Below are 25,893 nucleotides of genomic sequence, written 5' to 3' on the forward strand. Positions count from 1 at the left end.
ATCGCTGTCGGCCTCCGCCGTCTCATTCCGTGAAGATCCGGTCCAACTGCCGTTCCAGGACCGTCACCGCCGACTCCGTGCCGCGCTGGCCGACGAGGATGCTCGTACCCAGCCCCGCCGACAGGGCGAGCAGGGCGATCGCTTCAAGGCGGGGGTCCGTCCCCGGGTGGGTGAGGTCCGCTTCCCGGGCCTGCCACAGGAGTTCGGTCAGGTGGTCCTCGGCCGCCTCCGGGTTGCGGATGAAGGGCTGGGCGGCGAGGGCCTCGTCGGTCACGGCCAGGACGGCGTACGAGGTGTAGACGAGGTGGAAGGTGCGGCCGGCCTCGTCGGTCGGCAGTGATGCCATCAGGAACGCCTCGATCACCGCGCGCGGGCCCGGGGCGTCGCCGGCCGCCCGGAGCCGGGCGGCCACCCGTTCACCGAACCGCTCGCTCAGGTGCTCCAGCCCGTAGAGGAGCAGCTTCTCCTTGGTCTCGAAGTAGTACTGCACCAGCCGCAGCGACACTCCCGCCTCCGCCGCCACGTCCCGCATCCGCACGGCGTGCAGTCCACGGCGTCCGGCGACGCGGAGGAGTGCCTCGGCGATCTCGGTGCGCCGCTCCGCGTGGTCCACACGCTTCGGCATCGGTTGCGGCTCCGTTCTTCAGTGGCGATGGGCCGGGCCTCTTTATGGTACCGCCGTATCAGGTTGATGATACCGTCGTACCACGAAGAACAGGTGATCGTTCCCGAGGAGGCCACCCGTGCCCCAGACCGCCACCCACGCCAAAGCCCGTCCCGACGTCGCGCGATACGTCAACGACGCCCTGCGCGACCGCTACTTCGCGGCATGCGACGCCGTCTACGCCCTGGGGGCGACAGCCGTCGCCGAGACGGACGTGGAGACCTCGTTCGGGACGACGCACGTCTACCGCTACGGCCCCGACGGAACCGGCGACCCCGCCGGCGCCTCCCGCACCCCGATCGTCCTCGTGCACGGCTCCGGCAGCTGCTCCGCGATGTGGTACCCGAACACGCCCGCGTTCAGCGCCGAACGCCCCGTCTACGCGATCGACACCCCGGGCGACCCGGGCCGCAGCGTGCACCGCGAGCCCCTCCACCGGCCCGAGGACGCCGCACGGTGGCTGGACGAGACGCTCGCCGGGCTCGGCCTCGACCGCGTCCACCTCGTCGGCTCCTCCTACGGCGGATGGCTCGCCCTGAACCAGGCGCACCGCGGGTCCGGCCGGCTCGCCTCGGTCACCCTGCTCGACCCCGGCGGCCTGGAGAAGGTGGGGCTGCGCTTCTTCGTCTGGATCTTCGTCAGCCTCTTCGCGACCTCCGCTCCCAAGGCGCTGCGCCCCCGGCTGGCGCGCCGGCTGGAGCAGCCGGTTCTCATCGTGCCGGAGCTGCGCGCGATGATCAGGGCGGGAGTCCGCGCCCACCGCATCCGCCGCCCGGCCCCGCTCCCCCTCTCCGAGCGGGAACTGGCCACCATCCGCACCCCGCTCTATCTGGTGCTCGGCAAGCGCAGCCTTCTCGTCCACCCGCGGCGGCAGGTGGAGCGCGTTCCGCGCCTGATACCGGGGGCCCGCGCCGAGATCATCGCCGACACCGGCCACGGGCCCCAGATCGATCACGCGGAGGAGATCAACCGCCGCATGCTGCGCTTCATGGATTCCGTCGAACGCAAGCCGTGGTCCTGACGGGGCGTCACAGCACCCGTCAGGACCACGCCGCAAGGGCCGTCCGTCAGTGACTGAGTCAGCGAATGAGTCAGCGAATGATCAGCGCGTTGGCCATCAGCCGCGGCCCCGTGCTGTCGGAGGGCCGGTTGATGAGCCGGCCGCCGACCACCATGGTGGTGGATCCGCCGCCGTCGAAGTTGAGGGCGTTCACCGCGCCGAGGGAGCGCATGACTTCCGCGCTCTCCCGGAAGGACAGCCCCGCGCTGTAGCCCGGGCGCCGGCCGTCGACGGCGACGAACAGCAGCGAGCCGTCGGCCGTGACACCCGCGAGGCTGCGCGGGTGCCGGTGGGTGCTGAAGTAGTCGAAGAAGCCGGGGTCGTCGGGGTAGTTGAAGCCCTCGGTGTCCGCGGGGATGTCGACGCGGCCGTCCCGGAGCAGTTGCGGGCCGCCCGAGGCGACGTCCATGGCGCGTCCGGCAGTGGCCGTGAGGGGCCGGCCGTTCCGGTCGAGGACGGTGGCCGTCACGGCCACCGTCTGCCCCTTGCGGGCGTGGGCGCGCAGCCAGTCGGCGCCGTCGCCCGTACCGGCGAGCAGCGTCGTGCCGGACGGGAACGTGCCGCCGCGCTTGTCGCGTACTTCCAGCACCTTGCCGTTCTTGTCGAGGACCACCGCGACGCCGTCGCCGGCGTGCACGGGCCCGTAGAAGAAGTCGGTGTACTGGATGACCTCGGAGTCGTCGGTGCACTGGACGTCGTGGCGCGGCCGCTCGGTGGGCAGGTCGCCCCCGGTGCCGCCGCAGTTGCGGATGTAGCCCGGGGAGCGGTTCAGCCCGTCGAGCTCGCGCTGGGCGCCGTCGGCGGAGCGCAGGCGCAGGTGGGTGCTCAGTTGCTGGACGGAGGGGCGTGCGCGCCGGTCGGAGGGCAGGACGAGGGCGCTGGTCCCCTGCACCGCCTCGCTGACGAGCTTGCCGCCGACGACCGACAGGCCGGCGACGTCGCCGAAGGTGCCGTCCTCCTCGTCCGAGCCGTAGCTGCCGTTGATCCCGGCGATGCCGCCCATGTGCTTGACCATGTCGGCCAGCGTCTCGCCGCCCGGTACCCGGTCCAGGGACTGTCGCACCTGGACCCGGTTCCGCTGCGCGGCGGAGACCCGCAGCACGTCGACGACCCAGGGACCGGTCCGGCCGTTGCCGTCCTCCCCCGTGAAATAGGTGTGCGTGGGGCGGAAGCCCGCCGCCCGCAGGTCCTTCACCAGCAGGGCGGCCGCATCCCGGTCGGCGAGCTCGCCGACCCGTACGCGCCAGCCCCACGGCCGCTTCGAGGGCAGGTCCTGGGGGCGCTCGTCCACCCTGCTGACGGCGGGGGCGAACCCGGCGGCCTTCAGCTTGGCGGCCAGGGAGCGTGCCGCGCTCTCGTCCTTCAGCAGCGCGACCTCGATGGTCCAGTGGTCACGGGCGTCGGGACGGCCGCGCTTGATCCGGGTCCAGGTCACGCCCGGGGCCACCTGGGTGGTCGTGCGCGTCTCCGGCAGGTTGGTGTCCCCCAACGGGAGTCGCTGTACGGCGGGTTGAGCGGCGGTCCGATCGGCGGGTCGAGCGGCCGCCTGGGCGTGCAGGCCCGTGGCGGGCAGAACGAGCGTCAGTACGGCCAGGCCGGCGGTGAGCGCCGACCGGCGCATGCGTCTGATCTTCACCACTTTCCTCCCTGCCCTCTCTGTGTCGTGGCGCTGTGTCGTGGCGCTGTGTCGTGGCGCGGGCTGTCGCCGCAGTCTGTCCGCGCAGCGTGTCGCCCACGAGAACGCTCAGCTCAGCATGGCGTAATGGAGCGGAAACAAGATGCCGCTGTGCCCGACGAGTTGGGCCGGTTCACCCTGTGGGGGCGGCCTCATGGCGTCACGTGGACACGGGGCCGCACCGTCCGCACCGTCCGCGAAAATCTCCCATCATGCCGCAACCCGGCCCACCGGGCAGCGAAAACCTCCACGCGGATCGTTCAACTCACCGCGCCCGCTACGCTACTGGGTGCAACGGCTCTGCCTCCCCTGAGTGCCTCGCCCGCCGGGCGGGGCCCCGGCACATACCCGGGATCGTCAAGAGGTGAAGGAGCCGGCTGATGGTGAAACCGAGGAGCAGGAGGAGGCGTCGGGGACGGCGCCCCGGCCGGGATCGTCAGGACGCTCAGGACTGGGTGACGCTCTCGGCGGTGCTTCTGAACGCGGTTGCCGCCATCGCGCGGTGTTGTGACCAGCTGCTGCGCTGAGGCGTACGGCTGGGGCGGTTCCGGACGACTGGTCGGCTCCACCGGAAGGTGTGGACCCGACCGCCGCTAGGTCGGCCGGGTCCACACGATGCCTCGCACGCGACGGGCCTGGCTCTCGGCAACCTCCGGAGCCGGGCCTTTCGTGTCCCGTACGAGAGACTGGCCTCCGCCGTTCGTGCCGTCCGTTCCGCGGAGCTCGGTCATCGTCGTCCGCGGCCGCCCGGCGTTCTCCCGGCGGCGCCGGCTGACCGCGAACGTCACTCTAGCAATCGGTCAAGCGCCTGCCACCCCTTTGACCTGCGACGACGAGAATCCGGCCACAACGGGCCAGGCCAAACGCCCACCGTCCGCCAGGCCTCGCCATACCTTCGCCACCCCTGTCAGCAGCCGGAACGCCGTCGAGGGACCGGATACCTCGCCCCCGGGTGGCGCGCGGCATGGCGATTGCCGCGGCCGGCCACCCCCTGCCTCCCTCTACCTCCCACCCCGCCTCCCGCGCCCCCGCCACGCCGTACGGGCCCCGGATTCAGCCGCGGGACCCATCCCTCTCCCCCGACCGGCCCATGTTGCTTACCGAATGGAGCAATACAACTACCCTGCGGATGCTCCGTCCGGAGTGGGGGGTGAACCTCGGAAACGAAGGAGGTACACCCAATGAAGTCAATCCGTACCGCTCTCTGCGGCACCCTGACGGCAGTCGCCGTCTGCGCGGCACCCGCCGCATACGCCCTCGGCTCCTCCAACACCCCGGTCAAGCCGCCCCAAAGCAGCGTCGTGCAGCACACCGGTCATGACGAGGACTGCGACGACGACCACGGCCGTGGCGACCACGACCACGGTCGTGATCACGGCCGTCACGACCGTGACGACTGCGACGACGACGACCACGGGCGTGATCACGGTCGCGACCACGAGGACCACGGCCGCGAACACGGCCGGGACCACGGGCGTGACGACCACGGCCGCGACCACGGGCGTGACCACGACTGGGACGACCACGACGACCATGGTCGGGACGACCACGGGCGTGACCACGGCCGGGACCACGAGGACCACGGCCGCGAACACGGCCGGGACCACGGGCGTGAGGACCACGGCCGTGACCACGGTCGGGACGACCACGGGCGCGACCACGGGCGTGAGGACCACGGCCGCGAACACGGACGTGACGACCACGGCCGCGAACACGAGCGACCGCACGGCCGCAACCACACGGGTGGTGGCGCCACGGCGCCGGTGGCCGCGTCCGAGTCCACGTCCGTCGATGCCCCCGCACTCGCCCTCGCGGGCGCCACGGTGGGTATGGCCGGTGGGCTGATCTGGTACCGGCGCCGCGCCAGCGCGGCCAAGCGGTGACAGGGAGCGAACCGGCGTCATGTCAGAAGCGCGCACAGGCGGTTCGAAGCGCCGCCTGCTGACCGGGGTGGCCTGGGTGGCTCTGCTGCTGGCCCTGTGGCTCTGGGGTCACGACACCGCGGAGGAGCCGATAGCCTCGGCTCCCAAGCCCGGTGACGTGGCCACCGCGGGCCGACCCCCTGCGCGCGGCCTGCCCCCGGCACACCAACCGTTGCCGGGGGCGGGCCCCCTCGCACTCGCCATCAAGGCGGTGGGGCTGAAGGCCCCGATCGAGGGGCACGGGCTCGACCCGCGCGGTGGCGTGGAACCGCCCCCGTACGAGCGGCCCAACGCCGTCTCCTGGTACCAGGACGGCCCCGCGCCCGGAAGCACCGGCACCGCCGTGCTCGTCGGGCACGTCGACACCACGACCTCACCGGCGGTCTTCTACGAACTGAGCTCCCTCAAGCGCGGCGCGAAGATCAACGTCACACGTGTGGACGGCTCCACCGCCGAGTTCACCGTCGACGACATCACCGTCGTCGACAAGGACCACTGGGACGACGACAAGGTCTACGGCCCCCGCGACACCAACCGCGCCGAACTCCGCCTGATCACCTGCGGCGGCGACTACGACCGCGCCCAGCACGAGTACACCGCCAACCTGGTGGTCTCGGCCTATCTGACCGGGACCGGCCGGACCCTCCCCGAACCCCGCGTCACCCCCGACACCCAGGGCTCCTCCGACGGCCAGGGCACCTCCGACACCTAGGCCCCACCGAACCACCCGCCCGTTCGCCCCGCGCCTCGGATTCCGGTCCGAAGCGCTTCGCTGCGTCCGCCACCGTTCGCCCCGGCACGCATACTGACCTCGGCACCACGACACCACGGCACCACGGCAGTGCGGCACCACGAAAGGGACGGACACGGCACGGGGGGTTCGATGCCGGAGCAGAGCACGTCACTACAGGAACTGATCGCCCGTCAGCATCGCTCGGGACTCGTCGGCCGCCAGGCGGAACTCGCCTGCTTCCAGGAGAACTTACGGCAGCCCGCCGACGACCCCTCCCACCGTTTCGTCTTCCACCTCCACGGCGCCAGCGGAGTGGGCAAGACCTTCCTGCTCCAGCAGATGATCAGTGGCGCCCGGGCGCAGGGGGCCCTGACCGCGTACGTCACCGACGCGGCCCGCACCGTCGTCGACACCATGGCGGCCATCGGCGCGGAGCTGGCGCGCCAGGGCTTCCCCCTCAAGAAATTCGACGGCCTCCTCACCACCTACCACCGCAAGCTGCGCGAGGCAGAGGCCCTCGCCCACGCGGCGCAGCCGGCGCCCGGCCGGGACCGGGACGGCTCCCCCTCCGCCTCCAGCCGGGTGGCTGCGCGGATCGGGCTGGCGTCGCTGGGGCTGGTGCCCGGCCTCGGGTTCGTCGCCGAGGCGGCCGACGCCACCGAGGTCGCCCAGGCGACGGACCGGCTGCGGGAATGGCTCGGCGGTCATTTCCACAACCGCGAGGACGTCGAACTGGTGATGTCCCCGGTGCGGACGCTCACGCCCGTCTTCGCCAAGGACCTCCACGACATCGCGGGCCGCCGCCCCTGGCTGGCGCTGTTCTTCGACGACTACGAGCGCACGGCGCCGGTGCTCGACGACTGGCTGCGCGAGCTCCTCCTGAGCGACGTCCACGGCACGCTCCCCGGCAACGCCGTGATCGCCCTCGCGGGACAGCAGCCGCTGGGCTACGCCGGGTGGGGCGACCAGCTGGGCGTGGTCCAGCAGATGCCGCTCGACGTCTTCACCGAGGCGGAGGCCCGGCAGTTGCTGGCCGCGAAGGGCATCACCGACGAGCGCGGCGTCGCCGTGCTGCTGCGCGAATCCGGCAGGCTGCCCCGGCAGGTGGCCCTGATGGCCGAGAACGGCCCCGGCGACCCGCATCTCGCCGACGTCAGCGGCGCCACGGTCGAGCGGGTCCTCAAGGGGGTGGACGACCCGGTCCGGCGGGCCGCGGCGCTGGCGTGCGCCGTCCCCCGCCTGCTCGACGAGGACGTCTACCGGGCCGCGGTCGACCCGGAGGCCGCCGGCCTCTTCGGCTGGCTGCGCACCCTCGCCTTCGTCACCGACCAGGGCGGCCTCTGCCAGTACAACGAGCCCATCCGGGCGGCCTTCCTGCGCCATCAGCGCCACCACTCGCCCCAGCGCTGGTACGACCGGCACCGGGCGCTGGCCGACGCGTTCGAGGGGTGGCGGTTGCGGCTGGAGGAGGCCCTGGCGCCGGAGGAGCGCTGGGCCGACGACCGCTGGCTGCGGTACGCGGTCGAGGAACGCTACCACCACGTGTGCGCGTTCCCGCAGAGCTCGCCGCGCACCACGATGCGCTTCCTCGTCGACGCCTGCGCCTGCGAGCCGCCCCGGGTCCGGACCTGCGCCGACATGCTGACGCAAGCCGGCGAGGCGGCCGGCCTGGAGGCCGCCCGGAGCCTGGGGCAGCGGCTGCTGGACGTCCTGCCGGACGAGCGCGCCGACGTCACCCCCGCCCTGGACGTCCTGCTGGACGGGCCCGGTCTGGACACCGCCGGACGGGTCGCGGCGCTCGTGGCCCGGGGCGAGCGGCACCGCAGGTCCGGGCGCGCCGAGGAGGCGCTCGCCGACTACCGGGACGCCCTGCAGCTGGATCCGGCCTCCCCGCGCGTCTACCGGGGACGCGGCGCCCTCTACCGCGCCATGTCCCGGCTCGAGGAATCGCGCGCGGACTTCACCCGCGCCCTGGAACTCGCCCCCGGCGACCCGGTCACCCTCGCCGGGCGGGGCGTCACCCACCGGCTGATGGAACGCTTCGGCGACGCGCTGGCCGACCTGGCGCGGGCCGTCGAGATCAGCCCCGAACTCCACTGGGCCCACGCCGAACGCGGCTGGTCCTATCTGTCCACCCGGCAGCCCGAGGACGCCGCCAAGGCCTTCACCCGCGCGCTCGGCCACCGGCCCGGCGACTCGCTGCTGTTCATCGGGCGGGCCTGCGCCCACCGCTGCGCGGGCCACTACGACCTGGCCCTAGCCGACTGCGGCCACGCCCTGCGCCTCAAGCCGGACTCGTGGTGGGCGCACGCGGTGCGCGGCGCGACGTACCGGCTGCTGGAGCGGTACGACGAGGCGCTCGCCGACCTCACGCGGGCCATCGATTTGCGCCCCGGCTACGACTGGTGCCTGGCCGGGCGCGGGGAGGTCCACCGGCGCGAGGGCCGGTTCGAGGAGGCGTTGCGCGATCTCGACGAAGCCCTGCGCATCCGGCCGGACAACGACTGGGCGCTCGCCCGGCGCGGCGCGGTGCACTGCGCCCAGCGGCGCACCCAGGAGGCGCTGGCGGACTTCCAGCGGTCCTGGGACAGCATGCCCGACTACGACTGGACGCTCGTCCGGCCGGGCGGGACCTACCGGCACGTCGGCCACGAGTTCGACTGGTACACGGCTCCGGGGTGAGACCCCGGCGGCGGGCTCCCTCGCGTTCCTCTGGCGATCAGCTCCCGGCTCGGGGCAGGCTGTCGTCCCTCAGCACATGGGCGCACATGGAGGAGGGATATTCCATGAATCCTCACTTAGGCCGGCGACAAGGGCACCACCCATGAGCGGGCACGGGAACGGCGGGGGCGTCTCGCGGATCGCCCTCACCCCCGCCGCCGCCGGACTCGTCCGGCGGCTCGGCGAGCGGCACGGGCCGCTGATGTTCCACCAGTCGGGCGGCTGCTGCGACGGCAGTTCGCCGATGTGCTACCCGCGCGGCGAGTTCCGCACGGGCGGCTCGGACGTACTGCTGGCCGAGCTGGTCGTCGACGGGGTGGCGGATCCCATCGGGTTCTGGATGTCGGCCGACCAGTTCGAGCGGTGGCGCCACACCCATCTGACGGTGGACGTGGTGCCGGGGCGGGGCAGCGGCTTCTCCCTGGAGGCTCCCGAGGGGGTGCGCTTCCTGATCCGCTCACGACTGCTGACGGACCGGGAGGCCCGCGCCCTCGACGGTGCCGCCGCCACACCCCCCACCGGCTGAGCCCGCGCCCGCCGGCCTCCGTCCGTCAGACGGAGGCCGCGTCCGCCAGGGAGAGCGTGTGCAACCGGTCCGGCGGGCCGGGGCGGGCGTAGTACCAGCCCTGGGCCGTGTCACAGCCCAGCAGCCGCAGGTGGTCCGCCTGGGTGCCGGTCTCCACGCCCTCGACCGTGACCGACAGGTCGAGGGTGTGGGCGAGCGAGACGATGCCCTCGACGATCTTCACATCGACGGGGTCGGCGGGGGCGCACTGCATGCCGCGGGTGAAGGAACGGTCGAGCTTGAGCGTGCTGACGGGCAGCCGGCGCAGGTACGAAAGGTTGGAGTAGCCCGTGCCGAAGTCGTCGAGGGCGATGTCGACACCGAGGTCGGCGAGCTGGCGCAGCGGGCGCAGCTCCTCCTCGTCGGCGCCGATGAGGGCGTTCTCGGTGACCTCCAGGCACAGGGCGGAGGGGTCGAGGCCCGCGTCGTCCAGCACGGCGACGGTGTCGGCGACGAGGCCGGGGTAGCGGAGCTGGGACGGCGAGAGGTTGACGTTGACGCGGAAGGGGGTGCCGCCGGGGCCCTCGGTGTGCCAGGAGCGGGCCTGGCGGGCGGCCTCTTCCAGGACCCAGCGGCCCAGCGGGACGATGAGGCCGGTGCTCTCGGCGAGGGGTATGAAGCGGTCCGGGCCGAGCACCCCGTGCACCGGGTGGAGCCAGCGGACGAGCGCCTCGGCGCCGCGCACGGTGCCGTCCTCCAGCCGTACGAGCGGCTGGTACTCGATGAAGAACTCGCCGTTGTCGAGGGCGGCGGGCAGCCGGTTGGTGAGGCCGTGGCGGGCGATGGCGCGGGCGTCGGAGTCGGCGTCGGCGAGCTCGTAGCGGTTCCCGCCGGCTGCCTTGGCGCGGTACATGGTGATGTCGGCACTGCGCAGCACCTCGGCGGCGCCGAGCTCGCCGGCGGTGCCGTCGACGATGCCGATGCTGGCCCTTACGGACAGGTCGCGGCCGTCGAGGTGGACGGGTTCGGCGAGGGCGGCCAGCATCCGCCGGGCCAGCGCGGTCGCCTCGCCGGGGGCGGCGGGGCCGGTGATCAGGGCGACGAACTCGTCGCCGCCGAGGCGGGCGACGAGTTCCCGGGGCCCGGTGGCGCAGGCGCGCAGCCGTTCGGCGACGGCGACGAGCAGCCGGTCCCCCACGGCGTGGCCGAGGCTGTCGTTGACGGCCTTGAAGCCGTCGAGGTCGAGGTAGCAGAGGCCGAAGCGGCCGGCTCCCTCCTCGGCGGGCTCCGCGCCGCTCCCGGTCTCCAGGGCCTGGTCGAGGCGCTCGAAGAAGAGAGTGCGGTTGGGCAGGCCGGTGAGGGGGTCGTGGGTGGCCTCGTAGCGCAGGCGCGCCTGGAGCTGGCGGCGCTCGGTGATGTCCTCCATCAGCGCCAGCTGGTACTGGGGTTCCCCGGCGGCGTCGCGCAGGAGGGTGACCGACATGTCGGTCCACACGACGCTGCCGTCGCTGCGGTAGTACGGCTTCTCGACGCGGTAGTGGTCGCGGTCGCCGCGCACGAGCTCGCGGTAGAGGCTCCAGAACTCGGGGGCGTCGTCGGGGTGGACGAGCTCGCCGACGTTGCGTCCCGTCACCTTGCGGCCGGGGCTGCCGAACATGCCCTGGAGCGCGCCGTTGACGTCGATGATGCGGCCGTCGACGTCCGCGATGCCCACACCCACGGAGGTGTCCTCGAAGACGGCGCGGAAGCGGGCCTCGCTGGTGTGGAGGGCCCGTTCGGCCTCGGCGAGGGCGGCGCGGGCCGCTTTGGCGGCGGCCGCCTCCTCGGCGCGGGCGTGCTCGGCGAGGGCCTGGGAGAAGCCCGCGGCGACGGCGTGCTGGAGGCGGGAGCAGCGAGCGCGGCTCTCCTCGGCGGGCATGGGGTGGCCGGGCGGCAGGTAGAGCACCAGATAGGCGTCGATGACGCCGAGGATCCGGGGCAGCGCCTCGGCCTCGGTGCAGTGCGCGGCAACCAGTGCGGCACCGACGTCATGGGCGGGCCGGGGGTCGAACGGCCGGGCGTGGAGGGCGTCACGGAGTACGGCTGCCAGCGGGACGAGATGGCGTTCGAACTCGGCGCGGGAGACGGATGCCGTCAGCGACGGGTGGACCGCTCGGCTCCATATGGCGGCGAACCGCCGCAGCCGGTCGTCACGCAGATCGCAGCCGGCGGTTCCCTTGGCCGGTTCCCTCGCGGCGTACGAAACCGGGGAGGCGGTTTGCTTCACGCGCAGCATTCTGCCACTGAACCGTCCGGTCACGGCTGCCACCCCGCCCCGGCGTGCCGCGTCCGTATGGGATTCCGGTTCCGGATGCGGGCGGCGGTCGCAGTCACGGCGTCCCGTTGAGGGCATGTCGGCGATGAAGAACAAACCGCACGGTCGATGCCGTACCGCTTCTTCTCCGGCGCGACCCTCGGCAGACCCGACACGTGGGGCAGGGACGGGTCGATGCCCCGGGGGGCCCTGGTGGGACGCTCCATCAGACTGTGTCTCCAGCTCATCACAAGGGTGTCGGGGAGTGTTGAGCAGAGGCTACTGATCGTTCGTTCGAATGGAAGCGTCAAGTGGAAATGACTCATCCGCATTCGGCCATCGACCACCTTCGCCTCCTGCGGGTGCGTCCTCCACGGCAGTTCGAAACCACCCGATCGCGTGACATGCATCTCCTCCGCCCCAGAGGGTTCACCGCGACCGCGCGGTGGCGGGACGTGGCGATGATCACGAAATCGATCACTATCGGCCGCTTCCCGGCCACTGCTGCAAATGATCACATGGAGGATGTATGTGCGATACATGTGGGGGGTCCCGTGATGACGGGGATCGTCACCGGGGCCGGACGGCGGCCCCGGTGGACCGGGGCCGCACCGGTCAGCGCACCCCGACCGAGGCCAGCGCGCGTGCCTGGCGGGTCGTCGGGCGCACCGGGAAGTAGAGGTAGCAGACGCCGCCCGAGCCGCTCTTGACCTGCCCCTGGGCGTTGTGGCGCTTGGTCCGCAGCCAGATGTTCTCGAACTGCCGACGCCTGTAGACGCGTTCGACCGCGGCGTCGGAGGGGCTGGCCGGGTCGTTGGCGACGACGTCGCCGCTCCCGGTGAAGCCGGTCACGCACATCAGATGGCCCGACGTGCCGTAGCCGGCGCCGTCGAGCTCGGTGGCGAGGAAGGACTGCGAGGTGATGACGGGGATCCCCGCGCGGATCAGACGCTCGGCGTCGTCGAGCGAGCGGAGGCGGGTGACCACACCCTGGAGGTCGTGGTACGTGGCGGCGTAGGCGGCGTTGAAGGGCCAGTTGCCGCAGCCCTTGTACTGGTTGTCGTAGGTGTACCGGGCCGCGTGGCAGACCTGGGGGTCCGTGTAGGAGGGGTCGACCCAGGCCAGGTCGTGGGCGGAGGGCCGGCGTCCCCAGTACTCGACGACCATCTGCGAGGAGGTGGGACTGCACCACGCCTCGCCGCCGTTGTCGTACTCCGGGTACTGGCCCTTGTGGATCTCCTGCGAGTAGCGCGGGACCCGCAGCTTGTGGCCCGCTCCCTCCCCCGGCCGCGAGGCGGGCACCGTGAAGCGGTCGGGGATGTCGGAGGCCATGGCGCCCAGCCGCCAGACGGTGGGGGTCAGCCGGGTGCCGGGCCTGCGGTAGAGAGTGAGCCTCAGCTCGTACGCGGCCAGGCGCGTCCCGCTCGCGCGGTCGTCGACGGCGAGGGTGTCGGTGGAGACGCTGCTGCGCTTGTCGCCCTGGCCGTCGACCGAGGTCCGCCGGATGTCGCCGGACGCGTCGCCGGAGGTCCAGCGGCCCATCACGTACCAGGGGGTGCGGGTGCCGTCGGCGTAGACGGCGCGCAGCTCGGCCTGGAGCCAGGTACCGGCGGGGGTACGGGCGTTCCAGGAGACGACGATCTCCGTGGCGGGCACGTCCAGGCGGCGGAGCGGGGAGAGCCAGGTGGCGTGCTCCCAGCGGGCCGTGGTGCCGGTGTGCGGGTCGGTGTAGTCGACGGCGCCGAGGGAGCGGTCGATGACGAGGCCGGGGCGGTCACCGCCGACGACCTCGGTGCCGGCGCCCTTGCCGCCGGCCCACTGGGGGAAGGTGGACCAGGCCCGGTAGTCGACCGACCCCTCCGGGCGGGCGGAGCCGCCGCCGGCCGGGGTGCCCGCGGCGGAGACCGAGGCCAGCGGCCCGGTCACGGCCGTGAGGGCGAGGGCGGCGGTGAGCACGGTGCGGCGCGGTGTGGGTCTGCTGGACATATGGTCCCCCAGTCGTCTGTGGTCGGTGCCGCGGGCCTGCCGGACCGGCCCGGCAGGCCGGACCACTATCGCGCCACCGGGCGGCCCAGGCCAGTGATTCCCGCACGGCGCGTCCCCCATACCGCGACGGGCGCGGACGGGTCCCGGCCACGCGGTCCTAGGGTGGTGCGGTGAACGAACGAACCACGCTGGACGGCCTGGCCCGCCGGCTGAGCGCGCTGCCCCCGTCCGTCGGCCCCGTACGGCTGGTCGCGGTGGACGGGCACGCGGGCTCGGGGAAGACCACCTTCAGCGAGCGGCTGGCGGCCGCCCTGGGCGGCGCCCCCGTACTCCACCTCGACGACCTCGCGACGCACGAGGAGCTGTTCGAGTGGACGGGCCGGCTGCGGGAGTGGGTGCTGGACCCCTTCGCACGCGGCGATACCGCGCGCTACCGCGCCTACGACTGGGTGGCACGCCGATTCCCGCCGGAGGAACGGGAGTTGCCCGCCGCACCCGTGGTCCTGCTGGAGGGCGTGGGCGCGGGACGACGGGAACTGAGGCCGTATCTGGCGTGCCTGCTGTGGATGGAGTTGGCGGATGAGGGCTCCTGGGAAAGGGGTCAACTCCGCGACGGCCCCGAACTGACCGAATTCTGGGACGGCTGGAAGCGAGCGGAGCGCGCGCATTTCGCCGCCGACCCCTCCCGGCCCTTCGCAGGACTACTGGTACTCCAGTGCAACGAGGGGTACGAGATGCTGGAGAGGCGCCCGAAAACCGACTGACCCCCACACCTCCTCACTCTCCGTGCACACCCACGCCCGAACCGCGCTAAGGGTGCGTAGGTTCCCCGCCTACTGCCTCAACTCGGCTTGACCCAGGGGGCTTACAGGACTTACGTTCTCAATGTGCGGTCGGCCAAGGCCGCTTGCAGACGCGAAGCCCCCGGTTGTTCCCCCGTGATCGGGGGCTTCGTACTGCCCTCCGCCCGGCGATTCGCACCGTTTGTTCCCTCGCACCGCCGTACGGGGTCACCCTGGGTGATCGCTCTCCGGATCGCTTTCCCGGCCGCCCCCGGCTCACGCCCGTGCCGCGAACCGCTCCCCCACACCCTTCGGCCGACACCGATCGCGCAGGTACGATGCGAGACGGCGCACCCGATGACGGGCGGCCCCGGGCCGGCCGCGCGGGACGCGCCGGGCATTGATGGTCAACTCCCGTCCACAGCACAGCGGTTCGGAAAGGCGCGGCCAAGGCACTCGCCCGTCGGCACGGCACGCTACGGGGGCAGGTTTGTGGGGGACGTGATGGATCTCGGCATGCAGGGCCCGCCCGCCCCGGCCGATCTCGCCTGGCTGCGCGCCGTCGACGCCTACACCATGGGCGCGTACACCGAGGCCGAGAAGGAGTTCCGGGCGGCGGTCCGCGCCGACCCGGGGATGGCCGACGCCTGGCTCGGTCTCCACGCGCTGCGCGCGGAGACCACCACCGCGCTGCTGCGGATGTACCGGCACCGCGACCGCTTCGGCGAGCAGCGCGCCCGCCACCGGCGGCCCCTTAACTCCTGGTACTGGCTGGGCTGGTGGGTACAGCCGGTACTGGAGAGCCATCGCGATCTGCTGCTCGCCCATGCCTCGCACTGGCTCGACAGCAGGCACGTCCCCGAGCTCGACCGCGCCCTCGCCGGCTGTCCGCCCGCGGAGACCGACGCCCAGGTGCGCTTCCTCCACGCCTGCCGCGCGTATCTCGTCAAGGACTGGGAGCAGCTCGTCCGCCACACCGAGCCGCTCCTGGACGACCCGCTGCTCGGCATCGAGGCGGGCCTGTTCGGCGGCATGGCCCGGGTGCGCCTGGAGATGTACGGACAGGCCGAGCCGCTGCTGGCCGCCGCGCTGATGCGCTGCCGCAGCGAGCAGCCCCAGCGCAAGGAGCTGCGCTACTGGCTCGCCCGCGCCCACGAGGGCACGGGCCGCAGCGCCGCCGCCCTCCCCCTCTACCGGGCCGTCCACCGCGTGGACCCGTCCTTCATGGACACCGCCGCCCGGCTCACCGCCATCGCGGACGCGGACGGCCTCGACGACATCCCGGCGGACCTCGCGCCCGTACCGCTCGGCGGGCCCGTCGCCCCCGAGCCGCAGGAACCCGGCGGGGAGCCCGAGCCCCAGTCGTTCACCGACCCCCTCGACCTGCTGACCGGCACCGATCCCGATCCCGCGCCCACGCCGGGCGGCACTCCGGGCAACGCTCCCGTCGAGGCCGACGGCGTACGGGAGAAGTTCCGCGTCCCGGCCCAGGGCGGCCCGCCGCCCGCGCCCGGCCGCTCGGACCCGGTCCTGCTGGCCAAGGCCCTCGCCGAGCTGGAGCGGATGGTCGGCCTCGAGCCCGTCAAGCGGCAGGTGCGGGCGCTGTCCGCACAGCTGCACATGGCCCGGCTGCGGGCCGGCCAGGGACTGCCCGTCCAGCCCCCCAAGCGTCACTTCGTCTTCTCCGGCCCCTCCGGCACCGGCAAGACCACGGTCGCCCGGATCCTCGGCCGGGTCTTCTACGCCCTGGGCCTGCTCGGCGGCGACCATCTCGTCGAGGCCCAGCGGGCGGACCTGGTCGGCGAGTTCCTGGGCCAGACGGCCGTCAAGGCCAACGACCTGATCGACTCCGCGCTCGGCGGGGTGCTCTTCGTCGACGAGGCGTACAGCCTCTCCAACTCCGGCTACAGCAAGGGCGACGCCTACGGCGACGAGGCCCTCCAGGTCCTGCTCAAGCGCGCCGAGGACAACCGCGACCGGCTCGTCGTCATCCTGGCCGGCTACCCGGAGGGCATGGACCGCCTGCTGGCCGCCAACCCCGGGCTGCACTCCCGCTTCACCACCCGCGTGGACTTCCCCAGCTACCGCCCCGCCGAACTCACCAGCATCGGCGAGGTCCTGGCCGCGGAGAACGGCGACGCCTGGGACGAGGAGGCACTGGAGGAACTGCGCAGCATCAGCGCCCATGTGGTGGAGCAGGGCTGGATCGACGAACTCGGCAACGGGCGCTTCCTGCGCACCCTGTACGAGAAGAGCTGCGCGTACCGGGATCTACGGCTCTCGGGCTACGCGGGGACGCCCACGCGGGACGATCTCGCGACGCTGCGGCTGCCGGATCTCATGCAGGCGTACGGGGAGGTGCTTTCGGGGCCGGGGTGGGGATCGCCCCGGCGCCGCCAGGGAGATCCGCAGGATCCGGCGCCGTGACGGCTCCCGCCGCGGTGGCGATCAGCCACCGCGGCGGGGACCGGCGGTGCCGGACCGGGCTCAGCCCGTCAGCGCGGCGGTTCGCTGCACCGGAACCGCCGGCGGAACAATCCGGTGGGCCGGGTCCCGGACCTCGCCCACCAGCTTCTCCAGCACGTCCTCCAGCGCCACCAGCCCCAGCACCCGCCCCGACGAGTCCGCGACGGCGGCCAGGTGGGCGGCGGCCCGTCGCATCACGGTGAGCGCGTCGTCGAGCGGCAGCTCGGCGCGGATCGTCTGGACGCGGCGCCACACGTGCTGCGGCACCGCCCGCTCGCGGTCCTCCAGGTCGAGGACGTCCTTCACATGCAGATAGCCCATGACGGCGCCGCCCGGGGAGGCGCATATCGGGAAGCGGGAGTAGCCGGTCCGGACCGTCAGCTCCTCGACCTCGCGGGGCGTGACCGACGGGTCGACCGTCACCAGCGTGGCCGGGTCCAGCAGGACGTCCGTGACCGGGCGGCTGCCCAGGCCCAGCGCGTCCTCCAGCCGCTCCTGCTGCTCGGGCTCCAGCAGGCCGGCCTGCCGGGAGTCGTCGACCAGCCGGTTGAGCTGCTCACTGGTGAAGACCGCCTCCACCTCGTCCTTGGGCTCGACGCGGAAGAGCCGCAGCACCCCGTGGGCGCAGGCGCCGAGCAGCCGGGTGACCGGCCGGCACAGCCGGGCGAAGGTCACCAGGCCCGGGCCCAGCCACAGCGCCGCCCGGTCGGGGGCGGACATGGCCAGGTTCTTCGGCACCATCTCGCCGATGACCAGGTGGAGGAAGACCACCAGGGCCAGGGCGATCACATAGCCCAGCGGATGGATCAGCCCTTCGGGGAGACCCATCGCGTGGAAGGCGGGCTCCAGCAGCCGGGCCACGGTCGGCTCGGCGACCGCGCCCAGCGTCAGGGAGCAGACGGTGATGCCGAACTGGGCCGCCGCCATCATCTCCGGCAGGCTCTCCAGCCCGGTCAGGACGGTACGGGCCCGCCCCGACCCCTCGGCGGCCTTCGGCTCGATCTGGCTGCGCCGTACGGACACCAGCGCGAACTCGGCGCCCACGAAGAAGCCGTTCGCCAGCACCAGCAGGACGGCGAACAGGAGTTGCAGCACGTTCATCGCCGCTCCCCCACGGGGGCGGCGTCCGAACGGACGAACCGCACCCGCTCGGCGCGGTGGTGCCCGACCCGGCGCACCTGGAGCCGCCAGCCGGGCAGCTCGGCGCCGTCGCCCGGAGCGGGGATGCGCCCCAGCAGGCCGGCGACGAGGCCGGCGACGGTCTCGTAGGGCCCGTCGGGCGCCTCCAGGCCGATGCGGCGCAGGGTGTCGACGCGGCAGCCGCCGTCGGCGTCCCAGACGGCGCGCCCGTCCTCGCAGGGCACCGCCACCAGGTCCGGCCGGGCCGCGTCGAGCGCGTCGTGCTCGTCGCGGACCTCGCCGACGAGCTCCTCGACGATGTCCTCCAGGGTGACCACCCCGGCCGTACCGCCGTACTCGTCGACGACCACGGCTATCGGCTGCTCGCTGCGCAGCCGCTCCAGGAGCGGCTGGACGGGCAGGGTGCCGGGGACGAGCAGCGGGGCGACGGCGATGCGCGCCACGGGGGTGCGCAGCCGGTCGTGGCCGGGAACGGCCAGCGCGTCCTTGAGGTGGACCATGCCGACGACCTCGTCGAGACGCTCCCGGTAGACGGGGAAGCGGGAGAGGCCGGTGGCGCGGGTGAGGTTGAGGACGTCCTCGGCGGTCGCGGTGGACTGGAGGGCGCTGACCTTCACCCGGGGGGTCATGACGTGCTGGGCGGTCAGCCCGCCGAGGGAGAGGGTCCGTACGAAGAGGTCGGCGGTGTCCTGCTCCAGCGCGCCGGCCCGGGCGGAGTGCCGGGCGAGCGAGACGAGTTCGCCGGGGGTGCGGGCGGAGGCCAGCTCCTCGGCGGGCTCCACGCCCAGGGCCCGCACGAGCCGGTTGGCGACCGCGTTCAGCCCGGTGATCACGGGCCGGAAGAGGTGGGCGAAGACGCTCTGCGGGCCGGCCACGAACCGGGCGACCTGGAGCGGCCGGGAGACGGCCCAGTTCTTGGGCACCAGCTCGCCCACGACCATCTGCACGGCGGAGGCGATCAGCATGCCCGTGACGACGGCGGCGCCGGGCGCGGCGGAGGCCGGCAGCCCGGTGGCCGCGAGGGGGCCGGTGAGCAGCCGGCCGAGGGCGGGCTCGGCGAGCATGCCGACCACCAAGGAGGTGATGGTGATGCCCAGTTGGGTACCGGAGAGCTGGAAGGACAGCTCCCGCAGCGAGGCGACCACGGTCCGGGCCCGGGGGTCGCCGTCGGCGGCGGCCCGCTCGGCCTCCGGCCTCTCGACGGTCACGAGACCGAACTCGGCGGCGACGAAGAAGCCGTTCGCCAGGATCAGCAGGAGCGCTGCCACGAGCAGCAGAAGAGACACGGTGATACTCATGACGCCGCCTCGCTGTGGGGGGCGGCGCAGGTACTACAGGACGATCCGTCCATTGCCGGAGTACGTCACTCCTCGGTTCGCAGGTGTCCCCGGTGCGGGGCGGGGCACGTGTGTGCCCGTGGCACCAGAGTAATCAAGGAACCGTCGACGGCATCGTCAGGTCACGTACCCGATCGCTCACGTCATGAACGTGATCGTTCAGGTGGGGAAACGAAGTGTGTCGTGGGTCAGTCCGCGGAGTGGACGGTGCCGTGGGCGTCGACGAGCGCGCGCAGGGCGCGGGCGTCGGCGATGGCCTGCTGCTTGGCGATGCCGGTCTGGATGCCCATGGCGGGCAGGCTCGTTCCGTCGGAGAGGTCGAGGTGGACCCAGGAGTCGCCGGAGCGCAGATTGACCCGTACGATCTGCGCCCAGGCGAGTCGGCGGACGGTCGTCAGATTGGTGACGGTGATGCCGTCCTCGGTGGCGACGACCTTGGGGCGGCTGAGCAACGCCAGGACCCCGAACCCGAGCAGCCCGGTGCAGATGAACGTGATCCGGTCGCCCGTGGTGAACGTCTCCAGCAGCAGCGGCATCACCGTGAGCACGACGAGCAGGGCCCCGCCGATGCCGAGGAGCACGGCGCGGGTGCGGGTCGGGCGGAAGGTGACGGGCAGCCGCGGCGAGTCGGCGTGCGGCACGGGGGTGGTCACGTCGGTGTTCTTCCTCGGGTCGGTGGGTGCTCGGGGCCCTACGGGACCGTCAGAGGCGGCAGGCGTGGATGCCGGTGGTCAGGATGGCGCGGGCGCCCAGCTCGTAGAGCTCGTCCATGATGCGCTGGGCGTCCTGGGCGGGGACCATCGAGCGGACGGCGACCCAGCCCTCGTGGTGCAGCGGGGAGACGGTGGGCGACTCCAGGCCGGGGGTGAGGGCGACGGCGCGCTCGACGTGCTCCACGCGGATGTCGTAGTCCATCATCACGTAGCGGCGGGCGACGAGGACGCCCTGCATCCGGCGGAGGAACTGCCGGACCTTGGGGTCGTCGGCGGGGGCGCCGTGGCGGCGGATGACGACGGCCTCGGACTTGAGGATCGGCTCGCCGATGATCTCCAGTCCGGCGTTGCGCAGGGTGGTGCCGGTCTCGACGACATCCGCGATGATCTCGGCGACGCCGAGCTGGATGGCGGTCTCGACGGCGCCGTCGAGGTGGACGACGGAGGCGTCGACGCCGTTGTCGGCCAGGTGCTTGGTGACCAGGCCGGCGAAGGAGGTGGCGATCGTCATCCCGCCGAACTCGCTGACGTCCTGGGCCGTGCCCGGGCGGGTCGCGTAGCGGAAGGTCGACCCGGCGAAGCCGAGCTGCATGATCTCCTCGGCCTTGGAGCCGGAGTCGAGCAGCAGGTCACGGCCGGTGATGCCGATGTCGAGGCGGCCGGAGCCGACGTAGACCGCGATGTCGCGAGGCCGCAGGAAGAAGAACTCGACGTCGTTCTCGGCGTCGACGAGGACGAGCTCCCTGCGGTCCTTGCGCTGGCGGTAGCCGGCCTCATGGAGCATCGCCGACGCAGGCTCGGAGAGAGAACCCTTGTTGGGGACGGCGATGCGCAGCATGAGGTCGTTTTCCTTTTGTGCGGAGAGAAGAAAGGGGTGGGGGTGTGATCTCTGGTCCGGTGGATCCGGGTGGATCAGAGATGAGCGTATACGTCGTCGAGGGAGATGCCCCGGGCCACCATCATCACCTGAAGGTGGTACAGCAGCTGGGAGATCTCCTCGGCCGTGGCCTCGGCGCCCTCGTACTCGGCGGCCATCCAGACCTCGGCGGCCTCCTCGACGACCTTCTTGCCGATGGCATGGACACCCTTGCCCACCAGCTCGGCGGTGCGGGAGGTGGCGGGGTCGCCGGAGGCCTTCTGCTGGAGCTCGACGAAGAGCTCCTCGAACGTCTTCTTGGACATGGTCCCCCTACCCTACGCCGCTCCCGGCCGGGGTCAGTGCCAGGGCTCGGAGACCGAGCGCAGGGTGACCGCCGTGGCGACGGCCGCGGTGACCGCCTCGTGGCCCTTGTCCTCGGTGGAGCCCTCCAACCCGGCGCGGTCCAGGGCCTGCTCATCGTTGTCGCAGGTCAGCACACCGAAGCCAATGGGGACGCCGGTGTCGACGGAGACCTGGGCCAGGCCCTGGGTGACGCCCTGGCACACATAGTCGAAGTGCGGGGTGCCGCCGCGGATGACGACGCCGAGGGCGACGATGGCGTCGTAGCCCCGGCCGGCCAGCACCTTGGCCACGACGGGCAGCTCCCAGCTGCCGGGGACGCGCAGCAGCGTCGGCTCGTCGATGCCGAGCTCGTGGAGGGCCCGCAGGGAGCCGTCGACGAGACCGTCCATCACCTTCTCGTGCCACTGTGCCGCGATCACCGCCACCCGGAGGTCCTGGCAGTTCTTCACACTCAGCTGGGGGGCGCCCTTGCCGCTCACTTGCCTTCTCCTCTGTCGTTGCTTCTGATCACTGGTTGCCGCAGGTGGACACGCGCTGCTCGCCGTCGAGCCACGGCAGGTCGTGTCCCATGCGGTCCCGCTTGGTGCGCAGATAGCGCAGATTGTGCTCGCCGGCCTGGACGGGCATGGGCTCGCGGCCGTTGACCTTGAGGCCGTGCCGGACGAGGGCGGCGGTCTTGTCGGGGTTGTTGGTCATCAGCCGCAGCGAGCGCACCCCGAGGTCGGTGAGGATCCGCGCGCCGACGCCGTAGTCCCGGGCGTCGGCCGGCAGGCCCAGTTCCAGGTTGGCGTCGAGTGTGTCGTGGCCGTCCTCCTGGAGCCGGTAGGCGCGCAGCTTGGGCAGCAGGCCGATGCCGCGGCCCTCGTGGCCGCGCAGGTAGAGGACGACGCCCCGGCCCTCGTCGGCGACGCGCTCCAGGGAGGCGTGCAGCTGCGGTCCGCAGTCGCAGCGCAGCGAGCCGAAGACGTCGCCGGTGAGGCACTCGGAGTGGACGCGCACCAGGACGTCCTCGCCGTCGCCGAGCTCGCCGGCGACCAGCGCGATGTGCTCGACGCCGTCGACGGTGGAGCGGTAGCCGTAGGCGGTGAAGTCGCCGAAGGCCGTGGGCAGCCGGGTCTCGGCCTCGCGGCGGACGGTGGGCTCGGCGGCGCGGCGGTAGGCGATCAGGTCCTCGATGGAGATGATCGACAGGCCGTGCTTACGGGCGAAGGGGACCAGCTCGGGCAGCCGGAGCATGGCGCCGTCCTCGCCGGCGATCTCCACGATGGCCGCGGCCGGGCGCAGCCCGGCGAGCCGGGCGAGGTCGACGCCGGCCTCGGTGTGGCCGTTGCGGGCCAGGACGCCGCCGGGCTTGGCGCGCAGCGGGAAGACGTGGCCGGGGCGGACGAAGTCGCCGGGGATGGCGGCCGGGTCGGCGAGCAGCCGGATGGTGACGGCACGGTCGGCGGCGGAGATGCCGGTGTCGGTGCCGTGGGCGCGGGTGGCGTCGACGGAGACGGTGAAGGCGGTGCGCATCGACTCGGTGTTGCGGGTGACCATCTGCGGCAGGTCGAGCCGGTCGATGTCCGGCTCCTCCATGGGCACGCAGATCAGGCCGCGGCACTCGCTCATCATGAAGGCCACGATCTCGGTGGTGACCTTCTCGGCGGCGACGATGAGGTCGCCCTCGTTCTCGCGGTCGGCGTCGTCCACGACGACGACGGGCCGGCCCGCGGCCACGTCGGCGATGGCGCGCTCGACGGGGTCCAGGACGATCTCGTCGCTCGCGTACCAGCTCTGCAGGGCGGTCATGCCGCCACTCCTTCCGTAACGGGGGTGGCCGCGGTGCTCATACGGGAGCGCAGCCACCAGTCGCGCATGCCCCACAGGACGAGGGCGAAGTAGACGACGTAGACGAGGCCGGAGAAGGCGAGCCCGCTGTCGAAGGCGAGCGGGACGCCGACGACGTCGACGAGCAGCCAGGCGAACCAGAACTCCACCAGGCCACGGGCCTGGGCGACCATCGCGGCGAGGGTGCCGACGAAGATGTACGCGTCCGGCCAGGGGTTCCAGGACAGTTCGGGGACGGCGGTGAAGAGGGCGCCGACGGCGACGGTGCCGACGGCGGTGCCGGCGAGCAGCACCGCGCGCTCGCGCCAGGAGGCGAAGCGGATGGCGAGGGAGCCGTCCTGGGCCTGTCGCCTGCCGCGGGTCCACTGCCGCCAGCCCCACGCCGCGACCCCGATGACCAGGAGCTGCTTGCCGACGCCACCGCTGAGGTGGGCGGAGGCGTAGGCGGTGACGAGGATGACGCCGGACAGCAGCTGGGCGGGCCAGGTCCATATGGAGCGGCGCCAGCCGAGGGCGAGGGCGGCGAGGCCTATGGTGTTGCCGATCATGTCGGACCAGATCACCTTCTGGCCGAAGGCCGAGAAGGCCTCCTGGCTCAGCCAGTCGAGGGCGCTCACGCCACGACCTCCTCGGTGCCCGCGGCCTCCTGGGCGCCGGGCCGGCCGAGGAGCCGCTCGACGTACTTGGCGAGGACGTCCACCTCGAGGTTGACCGGGTCCCCGGGCTGCTTGATGCCGAGGGTGGTCAAGGCGAGCGTGGTGGGGATGAGGCTGACGGTGAAGAAGTCGTCACCGGCCTCGACCACGGTCAGGCTCACCCCGTCGACGGTGATGGAGCCTTTCTCCACCACGTAGCGGGCGAGCGGGGCCGGGAGGGCGACCTTCACGATCTCCCAGTGCTCGCCGGGCACGCGCTCGACGACGGTGCCGGTGCCGTCGACGTGGCCCTGGACCAGGTGGCCGCCGAGGCGCCCGCCGAGTGCCATGGGGCGTTCGAGGTTGACGCGGGAGCCGGTGGCGAGGGCGCCGAGGCTGGAGCGCTTGAGGGTCTCGGCCATCACGTCGGCCGTGAACTCGCCGTCCGCGGTGTCCACGACGGTGAGGCAGACGCCGTTGACGGCGATGGAGTCGCCGTGCTTGGCGTCCTCGGTGACCAGGGGGCCGCGCAGCCGGAAGCGAGCGGAGCGACTGGGGATACCCCCAGCGGTAGCTGAGGGACTGTCGCCGAACTCCTCGACGGCGACGACCTCACCCAGTTCTTCGACGATTCCGGTGAACACTGTCAGTTCTCCTCGGTGGCGGGAGCGGTGGCGGTAGCGAGGGGGGTGGCGGTGACGCGCAGGTCGGGGCCGAGGCGGGAGACGTCGGTGACGTCGAGACGCAGTGCCCGGTCGATGGTGCCGATCCCGGCGTCACCGAGGGCGGCCGGTCCGGCGCCCAGCAGGGCGGGGGCCAGATAGCCGATGACACGGTCGACGGCGCCGGCGGCCAGGAAGGCGCCGGCGAGGGTGGGCCCGCCCTCCAGCAGGACGGAGCGGATCTCGCGGCGGTGGAGGACGTCGAGCAGCGCGCGGATGTCGAGTCCGGTGCCGCCCTCGGCGCGCGGCAGCCGTACGGTGTCGACGCCGGCGAGGTGGCGGGTGTCGGCGTCCTCGGCCACGGCGACGAGCGTGGGCGCGGCGTCGTCCAGGACGCGGGCGCCGGGCTTGACGGTGGCGTGGGTGTCGACGACGACGCGCAGCGGCTGGGTGACGGTGCCCCGGCGGAGCAGTCCGCCGCGTACGGCCAGGTGGGGATCGTCGGCGCGCAGGGTGCCGGAGCCGACGACGACGGCGTCGGACTCGGCGCGCAGCCGGTGGACGTCCGCGCGGGACTCGGCGGAGGTGATCCAGCGGCTGGTGCCGTCGGCGGCGGCGCTGCGGCCGTCGAGGGTGGCGGCGTACTTCCACACCACGAAGGGACGGGCGTGGCGCACGGAGGTGAGCCAGGCGGCGTTGCCCTCGGCGGCCGGGTCCGTGAGGAGGCCGCCCTCGACGTCGACGCCGGCCGCGGCCAGGGTGGCCGCGCCGCCGGTGGCGGTGGGATCGGGGTCGGCGACCGCGTAGACGACCCGGGCGACGCCGGCCTCGATGAGGGCCTGCGCGCAGGGGCCGGTGCGGCCGGTGTGGTTGCAGGGTTCGAGGGTGACAACGGCGGTGGCGCCCCGCACGTCGTGGCCGGCGTCGGCGGCGGCGCGCAGGGCGTTGACCTCGGCGTGCGGGCCGCCGGCCCGCTGGTGCCAGCCCTCGCCGAGGACACGGCCGCGGGGGTCGAGGACGACACAGCCGACGACCGGGTTGGGGCTGGTGGAGCCGAGGGCTCGGGCGGCGAGCGCGATGGCGCGTCGCATCGCGTCTGCTTCGGTCGCGGTGGCCACCGGGGTCCTCCTGCCTCATAGGGCAACGGACTCCGGGGCGTCGTTTGAGGAACGACGATGAGCGGGACCACCGCGGCGGGGACCGTCCGGCCGGGGACGGGAGAGGGTACGACGGTGCCAGTGGTGAAACCGGTGGAACCGCCACCCATCCGCGTCACCTGTGACGGTGGTGCCGATGCGTGCCCGCCGCGCACTGCCTCCCATCCGGACTTTAACCGTCGGTCCAGGAATTTCACCTGGTCAACCGGCCGCCGGCTGCGGTCGGGTCGCGGACTGTAACCGCCGGTTCGGATTTTCACCGACCCCGGAGTGCGCTGCGTAAAAATATTCGCTCAATAGTACAGGGTGCCTGACCTGCGGTTTCTTGATCTGCGGGCCGGACGTTCCGAGCGTACGCCGGGCGGCGGCGCGGTGTCCATGGGGACTTGA

At 72.7% G+C, this 25,893-nt stretch carries 21 protein-coding genes and 1 riboswitch; of the genes, 6 read left to right on the plus strand and 15 right to left on the minus strand.

The features are described 5' to 3' along the window. Positions 1 to 22: 22 nt before the first annotated feature. The gene (locus AB0E98_RS27965) at positions 23 to 625 is read right to left on the minus strand and encodes a TetR/AcrR family transcriptional regulator (RefSeq protein ID WP_361707804.1); all 603 of its coding nucleotides are present in this window, start codon (positions 623 to 625) and stop codon (positions 23 to 25) included. Between the two features lie 118 nt (positions 626 to 743). Here AB0E98_RS27965 and AB0E98_RS27970 point away from each other — a divergent pair, with 118 nt between their 5' ends. After that, positions 744 to 1,685 carry an alpha/beta fold hydrolase gene (locus AB0E98_RS27970; protein WP_361707807.1) on the plus strand — a complete coding sequence of 314 codons (942 nt, stop codon included), beginning with the start codon at positions 744 to 746 and terminating at the stop codon, positions 1,683 to 1,685. A gap of 70 nt (positions 1,686 to 1,755) precedes the next feature. On the opposite strand, the gene AB0E98_RS27975 is transcribed toward AB0E98_RS27970, so the two are convergent. Continuing rightward, positions 1,756 to 3,360 (minus strand): phosphodiester glycosidase family protein, encoded by a 1,605-nt coding sequence (locus AB0E98_RS27975; RefSeq protein WP_361707809.1) that lies wholly within the window; start codon positions 3,358 to 3,360, stop codon positions 1,756 to 1,758. Positions 3,361 to 4,586: 1,226 nt separating this feature from the next. Then, complete coding sequence (locus tag AB0E98_RS27980) at positions 4,587 to 5,126, minus strand: hypothetical protein (RefSeq protein WP_361707812.1); 540 nt, start codon at positions 5,124 to 5,126, stop codon at positions 4,587 to 4,589. 175 nt (positions 5,127 to 5,301) lie between these two features. Here AB0E98_RS27980 and AB0E98_RS27985 point away from each other — a divergent pair, with 175 nt between their 5' ends. From AB0E98_RS27985 to AB0E98_RS27995, 3 genes are all read left to right on the plus strand, one after another. Next, positions 5,302 to 6,033 (plus strand): class F sortase, encoded by a 732-nt coding sequence (locus tag AB0E98_RS27985; RefSeq protein WP_311610484.1) that lies wholly within the window; start codon positions 5,302 to 5,304, stop codon positions 6,031 to 6,033. A gap of 171 nt (positions 6,034 to 6,204) precedes the next feature. Further along, complete coding sequence (locus tag AB0E98_RS27990) at positions 6,205 to 8,736, plus strand: tetratricopeptide repeat protein (RefSeq protein ID WP_361707815.1); 2,532 nt, start codon at positions 6,205 to 6,207, stop codon at positions 8,734 to 8,736. Positions 8,737 to 8,878: 142 nt separating this feature from the next. After that, entirely contained in the window at positions 8,879 to 9,301 is a 423-nt protein-coding gene (locus AB0E98_RS27995; protein ID WP_361707818.1) for a DUF779 domain-containing protein, read from the plus strand. A 25-nt stretch (positions 9,302 to 9,326) separates the two neighbouring features. Here AB0E98_RS27995 and AB0E98_RS28000 read toward each other — a convergent pair whose 3' ends face one another. Both AB0E98_RS28000 and AB0E98_RS28005 read right to left on the minus strand, forming a co-directional pair. Continuing rightward, positions 9,327 to 11,477: an EAL domain-containing protein gene (locus AB0E98_RS28000; protein WP_361707966.1), complete on the minus strand. Its 2,151-nt coding sequence runs from the start codon at positions 11,475 to 11,477 to the stop codon at positions 9,327 to 9,329. Between the two features lie 711 nt (positions 11,478 to 12,188). After that, positions 12,189 to 13,559: a peptidase C39 family protein gene (locus AB0E98_RS28005; protein WP_361707821.1), complete on the minus strand. Its 1,371-nt coding sequence runs from the start codon at positions 13,557 to 13,559 to the stop codon at positions 12,189 to 12,191. Positions 13,560 to 13,729: 170 nt separating this feature from the next. Between AB0E98_RS28005 and AB0E98_RS28010 the strand changes: the two genes are divergently transcribed. After that, positions 13,730 to 14,323, plus strand: a complete 594-nt coding sequence (locus tag AB0E98_RS28010) for a hypothetical protein (RefSeq protein WP_361707824.1) — start codon at positions 13,730 to 13,732, stop codon at positions 14,321 to 14,323. A 522-nt stretch (positions 14,324 to 14,845) separates the two neighbouring features. After that, complete coding sequence (locus AB0E98_RS28015) at positions 14,846 to 16,768, plus strand: AAA family ATPase (protein WP_361707827.1); 1,923 nt, start codon at positions 14,846 to 14,848, stop codon at positions 16,766 to 16,768. A gap of 60 nt (positions 16,769 to 16,828) precedes the next feature. Here the strand turns inward: AB0E98_RS28015 and AB0E98_RS28020 are convergent, their stop codons facing one another. The 10 genes from AB0E98_RS28020 to ribD form a co-directional block, all read right to left on the minus strand. Then, a complete protein-coding gene (locus AB0E98_RS28020) occupies positions 16,829 to 17,908 on the minus strand; it encodes a hemolysin family protein (RefSeq protein ID WP_361707830.1) in 1,080 nt (359 codons plus the stop codon). Next, positions 17,905 to 19,239 (minus strand): hemolysin family protein, encoded by a 1,335-nt coding sequence (locus AB0E98_RS28025; RefSeq protein ID WP_361707968.1) that lies wholly within the window; start codon positions 19,237 to 19,239, stop codon positions 17,905 to 17,907. Before AB0E98_RS28025 ends, AB0E98_RS28020 begins: the two co-directional genes overlap by 4 nt. Before the next feature lie 233 nt (positions 19,240 to 19,472). Further along, positions 19,473 to 19,937, minus strand: coding sequence for a PH domain-containing protein (locus AB0E98_RS28030; RefSeq protein WP_361707832.1), 465 nt, complete (start codon positions 19,935 to 19,937; stop codon positions 19,473 to 19,475). 49 nt (positions 19,938 to 19,986) lie between these two features. Then, positions 19,987 to 20,835, minus strand: a complete 849-nt coding sequence (hisG, locus tag AB0E98_RS28035) for an ATP phosphoribosyltransferase (protein WP_361707834.1) — start codon at positions 20,833 to 20,835, stop codon at positions 19,987 to 19,989. Between the two features lie 74 nt (positions 20,836 to 20,909). Further along, a complete protein-coding gene (locus AB0E98_RS28040) occupies positions 20,910 to 21,179 on the minus strand; it encodes a phosphoribosyl-ATP diphosphatase (RefSeq protein ID WP_045932822.1) in 270 nt (89 codons plus the stop codon). Positions 21,180 to 21,212: 33 nt separating this feature from the next. Further along, positions 21,213 to 21,698 (minus strand): 6,7-dimethyl-8-ribityllumazine synthase, encoded by a 486-nt coding sequence (ribH, locus tag AB0E98_RS28045; RefSeq protein WP_361707836.1) that lies wholly within the window; start codon positions 21,696 to 21,698, stop codon positions 21,213 to 21,215. Between the two features lie 28 nt (positions 21,699 to 21,726). Further along, positions 21,727 to 23,010, minus strand: a complete 1,284-nt coding sequence (locus AB0E98_RS28050) for a bifunctional 3,4-dihydroxy-2-butanone-4-phosphate synthase/GTP cyclohydrolase II (RefSeq protein WP_361707839.1) — start codon at positions 23,008 to 23,010, stop codon at positions 21,727 to 21,729. Further along, on the minus strand, positions 23,007 to 23,666 hold the full coding sequence (locus tag AB0E98_RS28055) for a nicotinamide mononucleotide transporter family protein (protein WP_361707841.1): 660 nt from the start codon (positions 23,664 to 23,666) through the stop codon (positions 23,007 to 23,009). The genes AB0E98_RS28050 and AB0E98_RS28055 overlap by 4 nt, the downstream gene beginning before the upstream one ends. Then, entirely contained in the window at positions 23,663 to 24,328 is a 666-nt protein-coding gene (locus AB0E98_RS28060; RefSeq protein ID WP_361707844.1) for a riboflavin synthase, read from the minus strand. The genes AB0E98_RS28055 and AB0E98_RS28060 overlap by 4 nt, the downstream gene beginning before the upstream one ends. A gap of 2 nt (positions 24,329 to 24,330) precedes the next feature. Further along, positions 24,331 to 25,464: a bifunctional diaminohydroxyphosphoribosylaminopyrimidine deaminase/5-amino-6-(5-phosphoribosylamino)uracil reductase RibD gene (gene ribD / locus AB0E98_RS28065; protein ID WP_361707846.1), complete on the minus strand. Its 1,134-nt coding sequence runs from the start codon at positions 25,462 to 25,464 to the stop codon at positions 24,331 to 24,333. A 186-nt stretch (positions 25,465 to 25,650) separates the two neighbouring features. Then, positions 25,651 to 25,781: riboswitch (FMN riboswitch) on the minus strand. Positions 25,782 to 25,893 lie beyond the last annotated feature (112 nt).

Origin of the sequence: Streptomyces sp. NPDC037389 (genome assembly GCF_040636475.1) — a bacterium.
Classification (GTDB): Bacteria; Actinomycetota; Actinomycetes; order Streptomycetales; family Streptomycetaceae; genus Streptomyces; species Streptomyces hesseae.

Excerpts from the sequence above, each read along its gene's own strand:
- AB0E98_RS27965 (WP_361707804.1), bottom strand. The coding sequence starts at position 625 with ATGCCGAAGCGTGTGGACCACGCGGAGCGGCGCACCGAGATCGCCGAG.
- AB0E98_RS27985 (WP_311610484.1), top strand. The coding sequence starts at position 5,302 with ATGTCAGAAGCGCGCACAGGCGGTTCGAAGCGCCGCCTGCTGACCGGG.
- AB0E98_RS27990 (WP_361707815.1), top strand. The coding sequence starts at position 6,205 with ATGCCGGAGCAGAGCACGTCACTACAGGAACTGATCGCCCGTCAGCAT.
- AB0E98_RS27995 (WP_361707818.1), top strand. The coding sequence starts at position 8,879 with ATGAGCGGGCACGGGAACGGCGGGGGCGTCTCGCGGATCGCCCTCACC.
- AB0E98_RS28005 (WP_361707821.1), bottom strand. The coding sequence starts at position 13,559 with ATGTCCAGCAGACCCACACCGCGCCGCACCGTGCTCACCGCCGCCCTC.
- AB0E98_RS28015 (WP_361707827.1), top strand. The coding sequence starts at position 14,846 with ATGGATCTCGGCATGCAGGGCCCGCCCGCCCCGGCCGATCTCGCCTGG.
- AB0E98_RS28020 (WP_361707830.1), bottom strand. The coding sequence starts at position 17,908 with ATGAACGTGCTGCAACTCCTGTTCGCCGTCCTGCTGGTGCTGGCGAAC.
- hisG (WP_361707834.1), bottom strand. The coding sequence starts at position 20,835 with ATGCTGCGCATCGCCGTCCCCAACAAGGGTTCTCTCTCCGAGCCTGCG.
- AB0E98_RS28040 (WP_045932822.1), bottom strand. The coding sequence starts at position 21,179 with ATGTCCAAGAAGACGTTCGAGGAGCTCTTCGTCGAGCTCCAGCAGAAG.
- AB0E98_RS28050 (WP_361707839.1), bottom strand. The coding sequence starts at position 23,010 with ATGACCGCCCTGCAGAGCTGGTACGCGAGCGACGAGATCGTCCTGGAC.